The organism is Catalinimonas alkaloidigena, assembly GCF_029504655.1.
GTDB lineage: Bacteria > Bacteroidota > Bacteroidia > Cytophagales > Cyclobacteriaceae > Catalinimonas > Catalinimonas alkaloidigena.
The window spans coordinates 2720849-2737796 of record NZ_JAQFIL010000001.1 but is presented as its reverse complement, the minus strand read 5'-3'; the positions used below and the strand labels follow the sequence as shown (position 1 = coordinate 2737796).

Annotated in this window: 12 protein-coding genes; 3 read left to right on the top strand and 9 right to left on the bottom strand. The window is 40.5% G+C overall.

The genetic code is table 11. From position 1 onward, the window contains the following. Positions 1-54: 54 nt before the first annotated feature. A complete protein-coding gene (locus tag OKW21_RS11185; RefSeq protein WP_277479500.1) occupies positions 55-1167 on the top strand; it encodes an SMP-30/gluconolactonase/LRE family protein in 1113 nt (370 codons plus the stop codon). 62 nt (positions 1168-1229) lie between these two features. Here OKW21_RS11185 and OKW21_RS11180 read toward each other — a convergent pair whose 3' ends face one another. Both OKW21_RS11180 and OKW21_RS11175 read right to left on the bottom strand, forming a co-directional pair. Beyond that, a complete protein-coding gene (locus OKW21_RS11180; protein WP_277479499.1) occupies positions 1230-2243 on the bottom strand; it encodes a Kelch repeat-containing protein in 1014 nt (337 codons plus the stop codon). Between the two features lie 41 nt (positions 2244-2284). Next, positions 2285-3517 carry an aminotransferase class I/II-fold pyridoxal phosphate-dependent enzyme gene (locus OKW21_RS11175; RefSeq protein WP_277479498.1) on the bottom strand — a complete coding sequence of 411 codons (1233 nt, stop codon included), beginning with the start codon at positions 3515-3517 and terminating at the stop codon, positions 2285-2287. Between the two features lie 415 nt (positions 3518-3932). Here OKW21_RS11175 and OKW21_RS11170 point away from each other — a divergent pair, with 415 nt between their 5' ends. Next, positions 3933-5144 carry a hypothetical protein gene (locus tag OKW21_RS11170; RefSeq protein WP_277479497.1) on the top strand — a complete coding sequence of 404 codons (1212 nt, stop codon included), beginning with the start codon at positions 3933-3935 and terminating at the stop codon, positions 5142-5144. A 320-nt stretch (positions 5145-5464) separates the two neighbouring features. Here the strand turns inward: OKW21_RS11170 and OKW21_RS11165 are convergent, their stop codons facing one another. After that, complete coding sequence (locus OKW21_RS11165) at positions 5465-6739, bottom strand: SGNH/GDSL hydrolase family protein (protein ID WP_277479496.1); 1275 nt, start codon at positions 6737-6739, stop codon at positions 5465-5467. A 171-nt stretch (positions 6740-6910) separates the two neighbouring features. Here OKW21_RS11165 and OKW21_RS11160 point away from each other — a divergent pair, with 171 nt between their 5' ends. Further along, the gene (locus OKW21_RS11160) at positions 6911-7936 is read left to right on the top strand and encodes a PAS domain-containing sensor histidine kinase (protein WP_277479495.1); all 1026 of its coding nucleotides are present in this window, start codon (positions 6911-6913) and stop codon (positions 7934-7936) included. Between the two features lie 27 nt (positions 7937-7963). Here the strand turns inward: OKW21_RS11160 and OKW21_RS11155 are convergent, their stop codons facing one another. The 6 genes from OKW21_RS11155 to OKW21_RS11130 form a co-directional block, all read right to left on the bottom strand. Beyond that, on the bottom strand, positions 7964-9634 hold the full coding sequence (locus tag OKW21_RS11155; RefSeq protein WP_277479494.1) for an alpha-amylase family glycosyl hydrolase: 1671 nt from the start codon (positions 9632-9634) through the stop codon (positions 7964-7966). Positions 9635-9770: 136 nt separating this feature from the next. Continuing rightward, complete coding sequence (locus tag OKW21_RS11150) at positions 9771-10664, bottom strand: endonuclease/exonuclease/phosphatase family protein (RefSeq protein ID WP_277479493.1); 894 nt, start codon at positions 10662-10664, stop codon at positions 9771-9773. A gap of 213 nt (positions 10665-10877) precedes the next feature. Then, entirely contained in the window at positions 10878-11600 is a 723-nt protein-coding gene (locus tag OKW21_RS11145; RefSeq protein ID WP_277479492.1) for a copper homeostasis protein CutC, read from the bottom strand. Between the two features lie 117 nt (positions 11601-11717). Continuing rightward, positions 11718-13229 (bottom strand): SusD/RagB family nutrient-binding outer membrane lipoprotein, encoded by a 1512-nt coding sequence (locus OKW21_RS11140; protein ID WP_277479491.1) that lies wholly within the window; start codon positions 13227-13229, stop codon positions 11718-11720. Between the two features lie 37 nt (positions 13230-13266). Beyond that, positions 13267-15333, bottom strand: a complete 2067-nt coding sequence (locus OKW21_RS11135; RefSeq protein WP_277479490.1) for a SusC/RagA family TonB-linked outer membrane protein — start codon at positions 15331-15333, stop codon at positions 13267-13269. Then, a complete protein-coding gene (locus OKW21_RS11130; RefSeq protein WP_277479489.1) occupies positions 15290-16405 on the bottom strand; it encodes a carboxypeptidase-like regulatory domain-containing protein in 1116 nt (371 codons plus the stop codon). The genes OKW21_RS11135 and OKW21_RS11130 overlap by 44 nt, the downstream gene beginning before the upstream one ends. Positions 16406-16948: the final 543 nt, after the last annotated feature.

Genomic DNA, 16948 nt, shown 5'->3' with positions numbered 1-16948 from the left:
ACTTTTCAGCATTCAATGCATTTATTCATCTAACTTAATTACTATTTACATACGATGAAAATCAGATTCATATTACTCTTATTAATACTCGCAAATTGTCAAAGAGTCAAGATCAATGAGAGGAGTTATTCCATAAAAAAAGGTGAAGAAAAAGAAATAACGGTACTTGGTGCTGTAGATAAAAAAGATCTATCATGGCGTTCTGCCAATACTATGGTGGCCGAAGTCAATGAAGAGGGCCTTGTTAGGGGCATCAATGCCGGAGAAACCTATGTCAGCATGCTGATCAGTGCCAATGAACAAATTTTAGATAGTGTAAAAATTGTGGTGGAGCCCTCTGAAGAAAATGCGCAGCACGATACAGAAGACCTTACTGCTGTGGGAAGCTTTACCCGGGGAATTGAAGGTCCGGCAGTAGATGATGATGGAAATGTATATGCGGTCAATTTTAAGGAACAGGGTACCATTGGTAAAGTCACGCCCAATGGGGATGCTTCATTATTTGTTTCTCTGCCTGAAGGAAGTATCGGCAATGGTATCCGCTTTAATAGTAAAGGAGAAATGCTCATCGCGGATTATCCCCAACATAACATCCTAAAGGTAAATATGGATGAGCAGACCATTAGTATCTATGCGCATGAGGAAAGCATGAATCAGCCCAACGACATTGCGATCATGGATAATGACATCTTGTTTGCCAGCGACCCCAATTGGTCGGAAAACACCGGTAACCTATGGCGTATTAATACCGATGGATCCGTAGACCTACTAGAAGATAATATGGGTACCACCAACGGTATAGAAATCAGTCCTGACCAGACTAAGTTGTACATTAATGAAAGTGTACAGCGCAAAGTCTGGGTGTATGATCTAAGTCCTGAAGGTGATATCAGTAACAAGCGTCTGCTTACTGAATTTCCTGACTTTGGTATGGATGGTATGCGCACAGACCAGGAAGGTAACTTGTACATTACCAGGCATGGTAAAGGTACAGTGGTAATCGTTTCACCATCCGGTAAAATACTGGATGAAATTAAAATGCAAGGTGAGCTTCCATCAAACATCGCTTTTGGTGGCCCCGACGGCAAAACTTGTTACGTTACGTTACAGGACCGTGGGTGTATTGAAACATTTCAGGCCCCAAACCCGGGACGTGCCTGGAAATAAACATCCTGAACTTACCTATAAAATTAAAGCGGCTGACCCATTTGATGAGCCAGCCGCTTTATTTATTCATACACTTCCATACTGGTCAGTTCCGGTCCACCACCCCGGTTGCCGCTACCGGCAGCGATGTATATTTTACCGTTAAAGACAAAGCCTTGAGTACCATGTCTGCCTTTATTTAAAGAAGGCAATGATGTCCATTCTCCGGTATTGATATCAAGTGCTTCTACATGGTGATGCGCCGGTTCCATCGCGCCGCTTTCTCCTCCGATAACGATCACCTGATCCCCGATAGTTACCGAGGTGGTACCTGCCCTCTCGGTAGGTATGTCATTTTCCCAAGTAGACCATTCTCCGGTATCAAAATCATACACGTCTACTTCGGGTACTGTCAGCTCCATCGTCTGCCCGGTTGCAGCAGAAGTAGTTCTTCCTCCGGCAACGAAAATTTTATTATCAGCTACAACAGCCTGCACGTGATCACGCTGATGTGGTGCATCGGCTAAAGTAGTCCAGGTATCAGTGGCAGGATCATATTCATCCAACCAGTTTACATAGCCATCTGTATGGCCGTTCTGTATGCCATCTACCAGATAGAGTTTATCGTTATAGGCAAAAGCTCCGGCAGCCCCTCTCCTTCTATCTTCAGGAATTTCAGGTCCTTGTGTCCACGCATCAGTAGCAGGATCGTAGATGTAAATATTAGGAATAGGTGTTTCATCAGGAAAGCCACCTGTTAAGGCTCCCATTACATACAATTTATTATCATAGGATACCGCCTGAAAGTGATGCATCTCAATAGGTGGTGTTTGCCCTTTAGACCATTGATTGGTTGCAGGATCATAAATATCAACCGGACGTTCGCCCCTGCCTCCTACCAGATAAAATTTACCGTCAACTTCAGTAAAAGCGTTTTCGTGACGAGCAGTTGGCTCATTTGCAGTTGTAACAGTGGTCCATTCCTGTGTTTCTTCTTCAGCAATTGGCTCCTGCTGAACGGAAGTGTCGGTATCGTCCTCACTGTTATTCTGACAGGCAAACACAAATACCATTAATGCAAAAATTAATTTCTTCATAAGATAAAATTTGGTTGTGGTGTTAATTTAACTTTTATCATTTACTGTTTCCAGCCATCCAAAGCAAACAGAAATTTATCAATTTTACCCTGGGTAACATGCTCCATAACCACAATTTTAAGCCAGTTTGGCTTTGATTCATGGGTGTCAGGTACCAATAAGTACTCATGGGCTATTGTTTCAGGTATATCTTCTGCTCGTATTGCCACGATGTTCATCGCTGGATTTCTAAAATAACGGATTCCTCTTTCGTCCAGATTTTCACATAGACGGTCGGTACGATCTATTAGTTTGAGGATTTTTGCTTTCCAGCCTTCTGAACCATAGGTACGCAATATCATCCAGACCGCAATAGCATTGGCACCGGAACGACTGCCTACCAAAGTATAGTCTTTTCCTTTTACGTATTCTGCTTCATCCGTGAGCGCGTACTCAATCAGTCCTTTGCGAAGCAAGCAAATTCCGGTACCATAGGGGGACTGTACCAGCTTGTGTGCGTCTATGGAAAAAGAGTTGATTTTTGGATTCTTAAAGGTTAAAGACTCATTGGTTCTGGTAAATGGATAGATAAAGCCTCCATAAGCTCCATCCACGTGAATCCGATATTCGCATGGCAGCCCTTCCATGATCTCCATTGCCTGCTCTACATTATCCACCGATCCAAACATGGTGGTTGACATGTTCATGATCAATATAAAATATTTTAGCCCATCAGATTGTGCTTTGTGCATACGCGCTCTCATAGCATCAAAATCAATTTCTCGGGTGTCGTCTTCTACCGGCAAAAGTACTGACTGTAGCTGAAGCAAGTTTACACCTTTAGGGATTGAATAATGGGTGTCTGCAGAATAAACTACAGCGATCTCATGAGCCTGTGCTCCGTACTCACGCATGTAGAGATTTCTATGTACCCATAGAGATTCAATATTGGCTTCTGTCCCGCCCGAAGCTACATAGCCATCATAATTTTGTTCTTTCGCTGAAAAAATCTGGGTAGCACAAATACCGATCAGTTCTTTTTCTATCGCTTGCGTACCTAAAAAAGCTGGTTCAGCATCACCTAATGTATGACAACCTATATGATTGGGATTAGCTACCATGGTTTGCATATAGGGAGCATCTTTGAGAAAAGGCGCATCCTGATAAAATACTTCTGGATCAAGGTAGGTTGCGGGTAAACCCAATACATCCTCAGTACGATAGTCCAGGTTTTTCTTCAGAGCATCAAATACAGTCTGTTTTATCTTCTTGTGAGGGTATTTTTCCCAATGCATTGTGGATACTTTTGCGCTAAAAAATGTAGTATTGGAAATCTCGGAAAAAAACAAACAGTCACCAAATAGATGCGTTCAAAAGAAATTTATTTCCCCAATCACTCAACTTCAAATGGACGTAAAATTCATCCTTATGGCATCATGGGACAGCATATGGCTTTAAATTTTCCAAAGCTAAGACATGTGTTGCGTACTTATCATTATATAAGAGTATAAGCACAGTCTCATTGCACAGCGCCCTGAATTTTAGACTAATTCTCATTTACACTTCCCTTTGAAAATACTACTTTTAGTTAGTTATTTATTAAAGTAAATTATAAGTCCTATATTCAATATAACTGGATATAAAATCAAAGACCTATACCATCAGTCATAGACGATTGAAGTATCCTTACTAACTACTTACTTGATAACAATGCTAGTAATTAAGTCATCAATCAAGCTGCGTTTATGCCTGCTGTTGAGTATTTTAATTTGTTTTAGTTGTCAGGATGACAAGCTAACTGATGCTCCTTCTGAATTTCAGAGTCTTTTACATTATGAAAAGGTGTGGGATTTAGATGCTCAAAGTATTAAAGGTTTAATTATTCTATCCGGTTATGATATAGATTCCGGCCTTGTTCAATTTGATATTGAAGTTTATCAAATAACCTATCAAACAGTCATTAAAGGTGAATCTAAAGAGGCAATAGGATATATTTCTCTTCCATCAGTAAAAAATACTGATGTACCTGTGCTATTAAGTTTTAGACCAAGTCTTTCGTCAAATGCTGATATAAATCAAAATGAAGATGACCTTTCAGCACGTACTGAATTGTTATCAAGCTTGGGGTTTATTAATCTTATTCCGGACTTTGTAGGCTTTGGAGATTCAGATAAACAGGTTCTACCTTATCTTATTAAAGAAGCGACTATTCAGAATAGTATGGACATGCTTAATGCTTCAAAAGAAATGCTAGAAGCGATCAAACAACCGTATCTTCCATCTTTAATAATGCTGGGGTATTCTCAGGGTGCTCACCAGGCAATGGCTACCCTGGAAGCTTTGGAGAATTCGCCCCTCCCCCCCTGGACTGCGGAGGTAATCGCAATAGGGGCATGTCCCTTTGATCTTCAATCACTGTGTAGAGAAATCACTTCTCATCAGCAATATACTTCTCCTGAACTATTGGTATACTTAATTTCTGCTTATCATTTATACTATGAGTGGCCGGGATCCTTTAATCAATATTTTAGATCTCCATATGCAGAAATTATTCAAAATACTTTTGACAACCAGCTAAGCTTAGAACAAACTAAAAGTCAGTTGACAAAAGATCTACAGCAGTTAGTACAGCCAGATTTTCTCACTGCTTTAAGAGAAGGTAATCATACTCTTTTGGAAGAAGCATTATCCATTAACAGCATACAGCCCTGGAAAGCTGAATCAATAATAAGAGGATATCATGTTCCTACTGACAAAGTAATACCGATAAGTAACAGCCAGCATTTTTTTTCCAGAATGGAAGAGTTACAACCATCCAAAGTGAGTTTTTTTGAATTGGGCAATGCGACAAATCATGTAGACGGTTCATTGCCAATGCTACAGGAAGTTTTACCATGGTTGGTTTCTAAATACTCTAACTGAATTCTCTAAATAGGTTAGTTAAACTTTTTCTTCACAAGTAGTTTCATACTCAATTGCATAACAGGCTTAGCTATTACAGCATCGCATATTTTCTATAAAATTGGGCTTGGTAATTCTGTAAATCTTCGTCATTGGCTAAACCTAAGCCTTTGCTGTTTTTGTACGTATGAGTGAGTCTATGTATAAAGTAAATGCCTGGGTGTAGCTAAATGAATCTAAAGGTAAACCTAAACGTCTTTGCTATCATCAAAGTCTGCCTGAGCCTACAGTGGCATAAACTCATCCGGCAAACAGAAGATGCTAGCAATAGACGATGGAAATCAAGGCAGTTGAATAGCCTCAATTATCCAGTTGTTCTGCTGCAGCAAATTGTACATTTCCTCTTCCAGTGCTTTCTTCTTTTCTTCAGCCATAGCGATAGGTAATCCCTCTCTGCTCATGGGTCGCTGATGACCAATGTGCTGCAACAAAGCATAATCGTATGTCTGTCTCTTGGCAGCTATTAATTCGTATAAACGCTGAGCTTTTTTTGCAAAGGAAATTTGATGGTACTGCACTTCTTTGGAGAGTGGGCTAATATGAAATCCTGCCTTCAATTGTTGCTCACTCAATTGTCCCAGATAAAAGTTATCATCATAGAGCTGATACGAAGCGGCGGGGCATTCTTTTATACTGCATTTAAAACTTTGGGGAGCGCTAATGAATTGATTATATCGCTCATTGTCAGATAATACGATATGATTGATCGCTGGAACCTGGGTAGTAAAGGTATTTGATGGAGTCTGAGAAGCTGCTTTTTGGGCAGGCCATTGCCATTGCTGATCCAGTACTATAGTGTTGACGTTTTTGTAATCCCTTATTATCGTATGTGCCATTAATTGATGTCCCCATTGGTTGGGATGAATGACATCTTTACCATAGCATACCGATCTGAACTGTCGCAATGGGGTCTGGATATCAATGGTTGGTACCTCCTGAATACTCATGATCCACTCTGCGTACTTGCGCATCACATCATCATAGGCAGCATAGGGTTTCGCATAACTATAGTCGTTGCGATGCTGGTCATTGCGGGCGTCTATCCAGTCATCTATGGCTATAGCATAGGTAGGTGGTGTCAGCAGGATCAGTTCAGCCTGTATCTGCTTCGCAGCGTTTATTAATTTCCTGATTCCCTGCTGATAGGCCTCAAAACGTCTGGCGTCTAAAGGATGATAAATCCCACAATTGATACCGTAACAAGCGAAAATCAAATCCGGTTGTGTGTAATTAAGTACATCTTCCAGGCGATCATGTAGATAAGGGCGAGGGTAAGGATGTTTATCTTCAGACAAACCCGATATAGTTTCGCTTCCAAGTCCCAGGTTAAGAACTTCAATTGAAGCCTGGGGCTGTGCAATGCGCAATTGGCTTTCAATGAAATTGATATAATCGCCCGCTTGTGTTATACTATCCCCCAGGAAAAGTATTTTTTCAGCTAATTCTTGAGATTTACCGTCAAAGAAACTTATGCTATTGTTAAAAGGCTTAAGCTCAAGAGCGCTAAGTGATAGTAATCCCAGGCTGGATTGGGTAAGAAAGGATCTTCTTTTCATAGATGCTGGTAGATGTTTATAGATTAATAATACAGCCTTTACTTAATAATAGCACCCCTTTGGGCTTTGAATTTTACACTAATTTAGCTCAAAGCGATGGAGGAAATGAAAAGTATATGCTCATTTGTACTCAAACACACTTGCTGTAACGCGGCAATAATTTGAAAACAAATGTTAGTATCTCAAGCTATTGACCGTATCTACTTTTATAAGGACGGTGAAAGGACTATCTTCTCATTAGCACATCCCGGAGATATAAGCAAAATAAAAAGGTTGTCTGACGGCAATCAACACGAAAACAACCAAAGCGCCTGCGAAGTGAGGTTAAAGAATCACCGAAGTAAGTATGTATGGATGGAATTAAAATGTGCTTATCAATACGATGAGCGCAATCAGTTGGACTATATACAATTCACTGCCCTGGATATCACACAAAGAAAACAGGAAGAACTCAAAGTTAAACATGCGCTAAAAAGGGAAAAGGTTTTAAATGTACAACTTAAGCAATCAAAGGAAGAAATAGATCACTTTTTATATATGGCTTCTCACAATGTGAGAGGACCTTTAGCCACGATGATGGGGCTTACGCAAATGTTGAGAAAAAGCTCAGAATCTACTTCAAAAATCCTGGAGATGATTGATCAATGTCTTGAAAAAATAGACAGGTCTATTCATAATGTTGTCTTATATGAAAAGAATAATAAGCAAGAAGTTAAGGTTGATTATGTTGATTTCAGCGCGTTGATCAATGAAGTAAAAGAGAGTTTTGATGACTCAGATAACAATCCTCAAATTGAAATTCATTCCATTATTCCTGAGGATATAATATTTTATTCTGATGTTGAAAGATTAAAAACAATCTTTGAAATCCTTATCGCTAATGCTATTGCTTTTAAAAAACCCCAACATCCTAGACCTTACCTTTTGATTAAAGTCAAAGAACAAGATGGACTTTTATATGTATCTTTCTGTGACAATGGCTTGGGTATCAAGCCTGAACAGTTAGAAAAAATTTTTCAAATTTTTTACAGGTCTTCCTCAAATTCTTCTGGCGCAGGCTTAGGTTTATACATTGCCAAGAAGGCGCTACAAAAAATAAAGGGACATATAGAAGTTCGTTCAATTTATGGTAAGGGCACAGAATTTACCCTGCAATTAGAAACGTTAAACAAACATGCCCAAGTGAACCATCAGTAACACTGCGGTACTGTAAGTCAGCTATGCCTAATCTTTTTCCAAAAGCACGTATTGATAAGGTGAATCTATACTTACTTTTCCATTCACAACTATCAGTTGCTGTCCTGAGTAATAATCTCTGAGCGGGGTATCATCTTCAAATACTGATGCTACGGTTATTTCCTTTTTCCCAGTATCATTATGCAAGGCAATGACAACTTTGTCAGTATTGTTGTTTTGCTCAAATGTACGAGAAAAGGTGTAGGGCTGAGTAGCTAACTGCTTATGCCTCCCTGCTCCTATCGCCACATGGTTTTTGCGGAATACTCCTAGTTTATTCCAGTGTCGGAGCACCTGCTGAACACTGTCGTTTTCAGCAATAGCTTCCCAATTCATAAAAGACCTAAGCGTAGCATCTCCTTCTGTACCTTCAATTACCAACGGACGATCTGATTCATCACCATAATAGATTTGCACTGCTCCCTGGCTGAGTAAGAGTTTGTTTGCCGCTTCTTCACTTTTCTGTCTTAAGGGGTCAAAAGGAGAACCATCATCATGAGAACTAAGGTAGTTGAGTATATTGACATCCTGTAATGGACCCAGGTGTAAAAGACTATCGTATTTACTAAAAATAGTTTCATAGTCGTTTTCAGCATCATATTTAAAATCAAAATTGATTAATGATTCAAAACCATGATCATAAAAATTGACCAGGGTATCACCATAATCGTAAGCTTGACCGCTTCCCGCACTGTAATTGTAAACTTCACCCACCATCCAAAAAGGGTTATCGTCTAATTTTAGACCGGCATGTTTTTCTTTCCAACCAACAAGTGCTGCCATTGCCTGAGATTTTAATGCTGCCCATAATTCAGCTTCGGTATGTTTGGCAGTATCTACCCGGAATCCATCAATGCCCAACTCCCGCACATAATCAGTTAGCCATTTGATCAGGTAGTATTTGGGTGCTTTGGGGTATCCAGTTCTTTCAAAAAACTCCTCTAACTCCTGTATCTCTTGTTCATATCGTCCTTCATCCTTCCATTTTTTTACCAAAGAAGGAGGCAGATTCACACGTTCCAAACTCCCGGTATGGATGTCGGGCAGGTTTTCAACCAGCGTACATTCTACAGTAGTTTCATAGCCCTGATAGGTACAGGCAGGGTCTATTCTCACCCATGCATCAGGCCATTGCGGGTCTGTTTCAGTCACCGGACCGGTATGATTGGCAACTACATCCAGCAACACTCTGATACCATGCTCATGGGCAGTGTCAACGAGTTTTTTAAGCTCTTCCATGGTGCCGAAGTTAGGGTCCAGGGTCGTCCAGTCTTTTGCCCAGTAACCATGATAGGCATAGGTAAGTCCGGTTCCTTCATCAGTAGCCCCATGTATCTGCTCTACCACCGGGGTAAACCAAATGGCATTGACGCCCAAGCTATCAAAATATCCTTCCTCTATTTTTCGGGTAATACCGACTATATCCCCTCCCTGAAAGCCTCTAAGCCTGGCAGCCTCACGAGTGCGATCAAAGTTGACATCATTGTTTGGCTTTCCATTATGGAAACGGTCTGTTAGCAGGAAGTAGACCGTGGCATTTCTCCAGTCAAAAGGTGCATTAACACTGCTTACTCCTTCAGTGGGTTCAGTTTCCTGCTGCTCAGAGTTACAGTTTACACATAACACAAGCAAAGAGAGGAGTAGGTAATAAGGCTTCATGGGTTATGCTGGTTTGTTTCAAATGAAATTTAAGCCATTATGATGATCAAAAGCATGAGAATTTAATCATTTTACCCAAACTACTCTACTCGCAGCAAATGAAGATGAAGTACAATTCATGGATGTGTAGCCCTTGTTATTTAAGGCTGACTTCAGCAAAAACCGGCAAATGATCGGATGGATAGGCATTGTTATTTGAATCAGTAAGAATCGCATGCTTGAGTACTTTGACATCAGGACTTACAAATACGTAATCAATTCTACGATTTTCCTGCAGGGGTTCAGTTGTTACGAATCCACTGAAAGAACTGCCAGGCCCATGATGAGGAAGTACGGTCAATGCATAAGCATCATCCATATCTTCTCCTTCAGTCATGGCGGCATAGGGAGCAGAATCAGGGGTGGCATTAAAGTCACCGGTAATCACCACGGGTAAATTTCCAGCAAGCTCATTGGCTTTCGCTCTGATCAGCTTTGCACTTTCTTCACGGGCTTTTTCTCCTCTATGATCAAAATGCGTGTTTATATATAGCATAGAGTCTCCACTTGATTTGAGTAACAATTTTGACCAGGTAGCGATACGGGGTAAAGCGGCATCCCAGCCCACGCTAATTTCATCGGGAGTTTCTGATAACCAAAAGGTTCCCCAGTCTAATAGTTCAAACTTATTCTTATTATAAAAAACCGGTGAGAATTCTCCCTGAGATTTGCCATCATCACGGCCCACTCCTACCCAATCCATCTCTGTAAGTGCACTATCCAGATACTGTACCTGGTGTTCAAGTGCTTCCTGCAGGCCTAATAGATCCGCTTCATGAAATTTAATTGTACTGGCGACCATCTCTTTGCGATAAGGCCAGGCATGCGCACTATCTCCGGGATTGTCATAGCGGATGTTGAATGACATCACATTGAAGATTTCAGGAGACTGGGCTGACATATTTTCGGCATTAGTTTCAGTTTGGGTAGATTCACAGGCAGTAGTGATGCCTAAGGTTGCAATTAAAAAATAAAGAAAAGTTCTAAGCATTGGGTTGTGATTTTATAGATTTATTCATCTGATATATGATTGGCAAGCACCCCGCTTCAGTATGTGATTGAAGCGAAAGGTTTGTTCAAATCTTAGCATTGATTATATCTGAAAGCTTCAGATATAATCGGTCCTCCGACTGGGCTGAAGCTGGTGATTTTTTAATTTAATATTATTAAAGGCCTGGCGTATTCACACCAGGAATTAGCCTGATTATTTAGTCATTTTATTGATTCGCTCACTATCCGCTACCAACACTTCATATTCAGGCATTCTTAAAGTTCCTCCCATAAATACTCTGTGATTCTGGTACTGCATCCCGCTTTTTTCTGCTTTGCGGGCAGAAATATGGCATTCTTCCACCCCACAGGCTTTCATCTCACTGATGTTGTATTCATCAATACCCGCTCCAGGCATAATGATAATCTGTCCATTTGCTTTTTTATGTAAATCAGCAATTAATTCTTTTCCTTCTATGGCTGATTTTTGCTGTCCTGAAGTCAGGATACGATTACAACCCAACGCAATGACATCTTCCAGTGCTTCGTAAGGGTCTACTGTCATATCAAAAGCCCGGTGGAAAGTAACATTCATGGGGCGGGCAATCGCGATGAGCTCAGCACATCGTGCTTTATCCACTTTCCCATCAGGCGTTAGGATTCCAATCACTACACCATCTGCTCCTAAAGTTTTAGCGGTCTGCACATCATGCTTCATGATCTCCATTTCTATATCAGAATACAGAAAGTCACCTCCCCGAGGGCGAATAATTACCTGAAGACCAATGCTGATTTGCTTTCGGGCTATGGCAATTGCTCCGGCACTTGGAGTGGTTCCTCCTTCAAACAGGTTATCGCAAAGTTCTACCCGTACTGCGCCTCCTTTTTCAGCATTGATGGCTGACTGTACCGAATCTATACAAACTTCTATTTTCACTGATTTATAATTTTAATGGTTTTGCTAATGTTTATTTCCGCTACTTTTATTTTGCACCAAAACTAAAAAAGTGGAGCATGAACTCCACTTTTTTTATATCATTTAATTGTTAAGGGCCTATTCAGTATCCCACCAAATGCGGGTGGTAAATTCATCAGGCCCCTGTCTGCTAAGTGCAGATTGTAACTGCTCACCGTTATTTCCATATTCACCTTCAAAATACCTCAGTCTTCTGGGAATCTGCCCGTTTGTTATGTTACCAGGATATGTAACCGGCGTCAGTTCAGGAAAGCCGGTTCTTCTCCAGTTAGCCCAGGATTCATAGTCATTAAGGAAAGTTGCAACCCAATACTGCTCTCCAATCATTTCCAAGCCTTCAGCAGCATTATAAGGATTATCAGCAAGGTATTGGTTGATAGCGTCTTCTGAAATGGCTAATCCCTCATCATATGTTGTAAAATGCTCCATATCAGCTCTCACACCCTCGTTATAATGAGTTTCGGGATCGCCACTATGCCATCCTCGTATTGCAGCTTCAGCCAATAAATACTCCACCTCAGCATACGTTTGAAAGAACATTGGAGCGTCAAGCGTTACCAGCGCTGGATTAGTAGTTGAATACAACTCTAAGGGAACTGCCTCTTCACCTGTACCTTCATAATCTTTGATGGTATTAACATCATATCCGTTAGGCAAGCCATTGTAAATACCATCCTGATTAAGGGTAGCAATCACTTCAATGCGTGGGTCATTACCTTCCATCATGAAATCAATGAAAGTCTTACTCAGTCTTTGGTTTCCATCTGCGAGGAATACCTGGCCGATACCATTCTGATTGATACCAACTGGACCATCAGTATGTTGTACATACGCATTATCAGCATTACTTTCCATAACTCCTCCGGCTATCGCTTTGGCTACATATTCTTGTGCCATAGCAGGATCGACTTTGGTCAACCTCATCGCCAGACGAAGCATCAGCGAGTTGGCAAATTTTTCCCATTTATCAAGGTCGCCCTGGTAAATTATATCCTGCACACTGTTGTTACCTAAATCAGTGAGCGATGCATTGAATGTACTGGGAGCTTCTTCCAGTTGCATCAGCATATCCGCATAAATTTCTGACTGCGGATCATATTGTGGAGAAAAGGTGTTATCATAAAATCCACGACCTGCTTCAAAATAAGGAATATCTCCGTACATGTCAGTCAAACGAGACATGCCAAAAACCCATAAAATTCTGGCTATTCCGTACACATTACCTTTAGTAGGGTCTTCCTTGGTTTGCTCAATTACAGCAGCTAGCATTTTTACATAGTTAGGATAAGCCGCTTCAAATAGAGCTCCAGAGTATTGGCTATTGTAAAGGTATTTATCTCCCGACCAGTAAGTCTGTAAAGCAGCATTGTGCTGTATCATGGTAGAAGAATAAATCAATATCCCTCTCCAGCTTTCATAGCGGTCACCAGAAATTCTTAACATAGAGTTGGCCAGCAAATAAGAAGGGTCAATCTCTGAAGCCGCATTAGGGTTCTCGTTCAACTCTATCAGCTCATCTGTATCGCATGAAGATACGACCAGAAGCCCTGCCAGCATCAAACTAAATATTTTATATGATATTGTTTTCATACTTTTCAATTGTTTCAGTTCATTTTAAATGATATGCTTAGAACTTAATATTAACATTAAACCCGTAGGAGCGATACTGTGGAACACCTAACCACTCAAGTCCCTGACTATTGTTGGACGTATTGTAGGTAGACTCAGGATCAATATTCTCTACATTGCTCCATAATAACAGCAGGTTACGACCTACAAATGATACAGTAGCTGCTGAAAAAGGAGTTGGTCCAAGCAGCGAGCTAGGGAGGTTATAACCCAATTGTACTGAGCGAAGCTTGGCGAATGAAGCATCATAGATGAACTCTTCAGTGATGTCAGATGATAACCTTGAATAGTAATCCTGAACATTTTCTGCTGCTACTTCAAAAGTGGTAGCTTCACCACTTTCATCTACTCCAGAAAGCGTTAAGCCATTTTCTCTACCCTCCAGTGTATTCTGATGCAAACCTAAAGAATAGGCATTCAGATTAGTTCCAGAAAATAAGTCAGCACCTGTTTTAATATCAATTAAAGCGCTGAATGTGAAGTTTTTATAACGAAGTGAGTTGGTGATACCTGCTGTAAGGTCGTGCACACCCGAACCTAAGAGTTCAATATCATCTGATCTTACAGGTAGGCCGTCCGCATCATAAACTTTCTGACCATTGATGGTTTTGTGAGTCCGTCCCCATATTGAAGCATAAGGATAACCTATCGCATGACGTACAAATACATTTCTTGAACGTGCCTGGTCTCCTGCTAAGAAATCAATACCCTCAGTTAACTGCAGTACCTCATTGTTATTCTTTGCCATGTTAAGCATCACTTCCCAGGTAAAGTTTGGTGTTACTACCGGTTGACCAGTTACTAATAACTCTATTCCTGAGTTACGCATTTCACCTACATTGACGACTACTCCGGTATACCCTGAAGTTCTGGAAATACTTGCGCTAACAATATCATTTTCAGTTAAACGATCATAGTAGGCGAAATCTATACCTAAACGGTCATTAAAGAAACGAACATCAAATCCAACTTCCGTTTCTGTTACTGTCAATGGTTGTAGATTTGCATTTGGAATATTGCCTTGAGTAATTGAAGCTAATGCTGCCCCCTGGTGACCCTGACCAACTAATCCATAAGTCAAGTTGATATTATAAGGATCAGTATCACCACCAACCTGCGCCCATGAACCTCTTACTTTACCAAATGAAATCCAGTTGGGCATGGTGAAAGCATCTGAGAAGACAAAGCTTGTACCTACGGAAGGATAAAAGATTGAGTTTTTATCCGCTGCAAGGGTGGAGAACCAGTCATTTCTACCTGTCACTGTCAGGAACAAGAAGTCATTATAGTTCACCTCTACTGAGCCATAAAGTGAATTGATACCTTTTTCGCTATAGCCTAAAGAAGGACTCTGGTTAGCCGCATTGCTAACCGCATGAAAGAAAGGAATGTTGAAGTTTTGACCGTTGATAGACATGTTTTCGTCATATCTTCTCATCTGGTTTCCACCAACAAAGGCATTCAGCCCAATAGCACCGAATTGTTTGTCAGCACCCAGTAAGAAGTCGGCATTAACTTCCTGTACTGTTCTTTTATTTTCATTCATTCCACCTAAAACCTTGTATGCTGTACCGTAAGGTTCCAGGTTAGTACCTCTTACAGTATAGTTATCTATACCTACACGGCCTTGTAAGTACAACCAGTCCGTGAATTCATAACGAATTGAAGCGGAACCGATGATACGATTTCTTTCGTCACTATTGACGAACTGATAAGCTCCCCAGTAAGGGTTTGTCAAGTAAATATTGTCACTAAAAGGCAGCTCTACCCCTTCCTCATTCGCCCCTAATTTGTCAGGATTTCCTTTCAGATCAGTAACATCAATATTGGCAGGCAAAGTAGATACCGCGAAATTTGCGTTTCCTGGTGAATCAGATAAACGAGGTCGGTTATCAGTATCTTCAATGCTGTACTGTGCTTTGGCTGAGAACGTAAGTCTTTCCGCAAATTTACCATTAACGTTCATGGTAAAGTTTTTACGATTGTAGCCAGCGTTTGGCATTACTGCATCGTTATCCAGATTAGATGCGGAAGAAACGATAATTTGCATTTTCATTTCCTCCATACAGAGAGAGGGTGTTGGTGAGAGTCATCCCTGTGTTGTAAAATGCATCATAAGGATCACCAGTGTAGGAGTAAGGCCTGCTTACACCGTCAAACTGTACTACACTGCTTCCATCCAGGCGGTCACCCCAAGAACTATTTCCAAACGCAAGCGCTTCTTCCTGACTGGTGGGCTTAGCACCTCTGTTACCCTGTCCATACTGCTGCTGCCAGTCAAAATTATTGATGATATTTTCGAACACCAGGTTTGAATTGATTTCAACTCCTATCCCTTTTCTGGCACTTCCTTTCTTAGTAGTAATCAGGATTACACCATTAGAAGCCCGGGAACCATATAGTGCAGCAGCAGTGTTTCCTTTTAAGACACTAATTTCAGCTATATCATCAGGGTTGATACTGGATAGACCATCTCCTGAGTCCGTACCACCCCACATTCCTGCAGACCCCAGCTGAGAGTTATCAATAGGCACACCATCTATGACGTACAATGGCTGATTATTGCCTCCTAGTGAGCTATTTCCGCGAATCACTACACGAGAGGAACCTGCCGGACCGGTAGCACTGCTACTCACATTGACACCAGCTACTCTTCCTGATAGTGCATTGCCAAGGTTAATCTCACGTGCCTGTACCAATGATTCTCCTTCAACTTCACTTACGGAGTATCCCAGTGACTTCTTCTCTTTTTCAACACCAAGTGCGGTGACTACCACTTCACTCAATTGGGTTAGGTCAGGAAGTAGATTTACGTCAATAGTGGATTGATTGCCAACTTCCACTGATGCGGATTCATAACCTACTGAAGTAAACACCAGTGTAGCATCACTTCCATCAACTGATATTTTGTAGTTTCCTTCTATATCAGTAACTGTACCTACAGTAGTACCCTGTACTAATACGTTGACACCAGGAAGTCCCGCATCATTTTCATCGGTAACTTTTCCTGATACAGTTCGGCTTTGCGCCAGTACCATACTGGAAGTAACAAGCACAATGGCGAGCATTCCAGCCCCATGATACAATGCTGATTTGGCTTTGCAGCCAAACAACATTCCGAGTAGAATTTTTCTCATAAAAAACTAAGGAATTAAGTGTATAAAATGACTATTGGCCAGACTAAACTGACTGGCATCAAGCAATATGTTAAGAAAGGATATTCATATCAAAAAATATGTACCATTTATTCTTATTTATATACATTTTTACCAAAATGTTAAAAGTAATTATTTAAATAATTATAAAAATATACTATTAAATAGTCCGCTGAATTAATTTTTAATAATTGTGGCTAAAGTTTTAGGAATAAAAAAAAGTAAAATTTTTGACCAACACATTTGTTATATTCCAAGATAGCTGTAATTAATTTTTTACATGCCTCTACCTAAGTCATTCTTGGTAAGGAGAATAATATTTGGAAATTAGGATGAAAGAGGCCTTTTCGTCATTCATTGTTTAACTTTTCATCCGTCTTGTTTATCAGGTTAGCTAAAGGTTTACACTTATAAATTATTAATATTTATAGGCAACCCTTATTATCCAAATGGTCAAAAATAGTACAAGCTTATAGAGTTTATAAGGGAAACAATTAAATACCCCTGGTTAAACTTAAGTATTAG

What these genes read in the sequence shown, in the direction of transcription:
- OKW21_RS11185 (WP_277479500.1), top strand. Translation starts at nt 55, where the DNA reads ATGAAAATCAGATTCATATTACTCTTATTAATACTCGCAAATTGTCAA.
- OKW21_RS11180 (WP_277479499.1), bottom strand. Translation starts at nt 2,243, where the DNA reads ATGAAGAAATTAATTTTTGCATTAATGGTATTTGTGTTTGCCTGTCAG.
- OKW21_RS11175 (WP_277479498.1), bottom strand. Translation starts at nt 3,517, where the DNA reads ATGCATTGGGAAAAATACCCTCACAAGAAGATAAAACAGACTGTATTT.
- OKW21_RS11170 (WP_277479497.1), top strand. Translation starts at nt 3,933, where the DNA reads ATGCTAGTAATTAAGTCATCAATCAAGCTGCGTTTATGCCTGCTGTTG.
- OKW21_RS11165 (WP_277479496.1), bottom strand. Translation starts at nt 6,739, where the DNA reads ATGAAAAGAAGATCCTTTCTTACCCAATCCAGCCTGGGATTACTATCA.
- OKW21_RS11160 (WP_277479495.1), top strand. Translation starts at nt 6,911, where the DNA reads ATGTTAGTATCTCAAGCTATTGACCGTATCTACTTTTATAAGGACGGT.
- OKW21_RS11155 (WP_277479494.1), bottom strand. Translation starts at nt 9,634, where the DNA reads ATGAAGCCTTATTACCTACTCCTCTCTTTGCTTGTGTTATGTGTAAAC.
- OKW21_RS11150 (WP_277479493.1), bottom strand. Translation starts at nt 10,664, where the DNA reads ATGCTTAGAACTTTTCTTTATTTTTTAATTGCAACCTTAGGCATCACT.
- OKW21_RS11140 (WP_277479491.1), bottom strand. Translation starts at nt 13,229, where the DNA reads ATGAAAACAATATCATATAAAATATTTAGTTTGATGCTGGCAGGGCTT.
- OKW21_RS11135 (WP_277479490.1), bottom strand. Translation starts at nt 15,333, where the DNA reads ATGGAGGAAATGAAAATGCAAATTATCGTTTCTTCCGCATCTAATCTG.
- OKW21_RS11130 (WP_277479489.1), bottom strand. Translation starts at nt 16,405, where the DNA reads ATGAGAAAAATTCTACTCGGAATGTTGTTTGGCTGCAAAGCCAAATCA.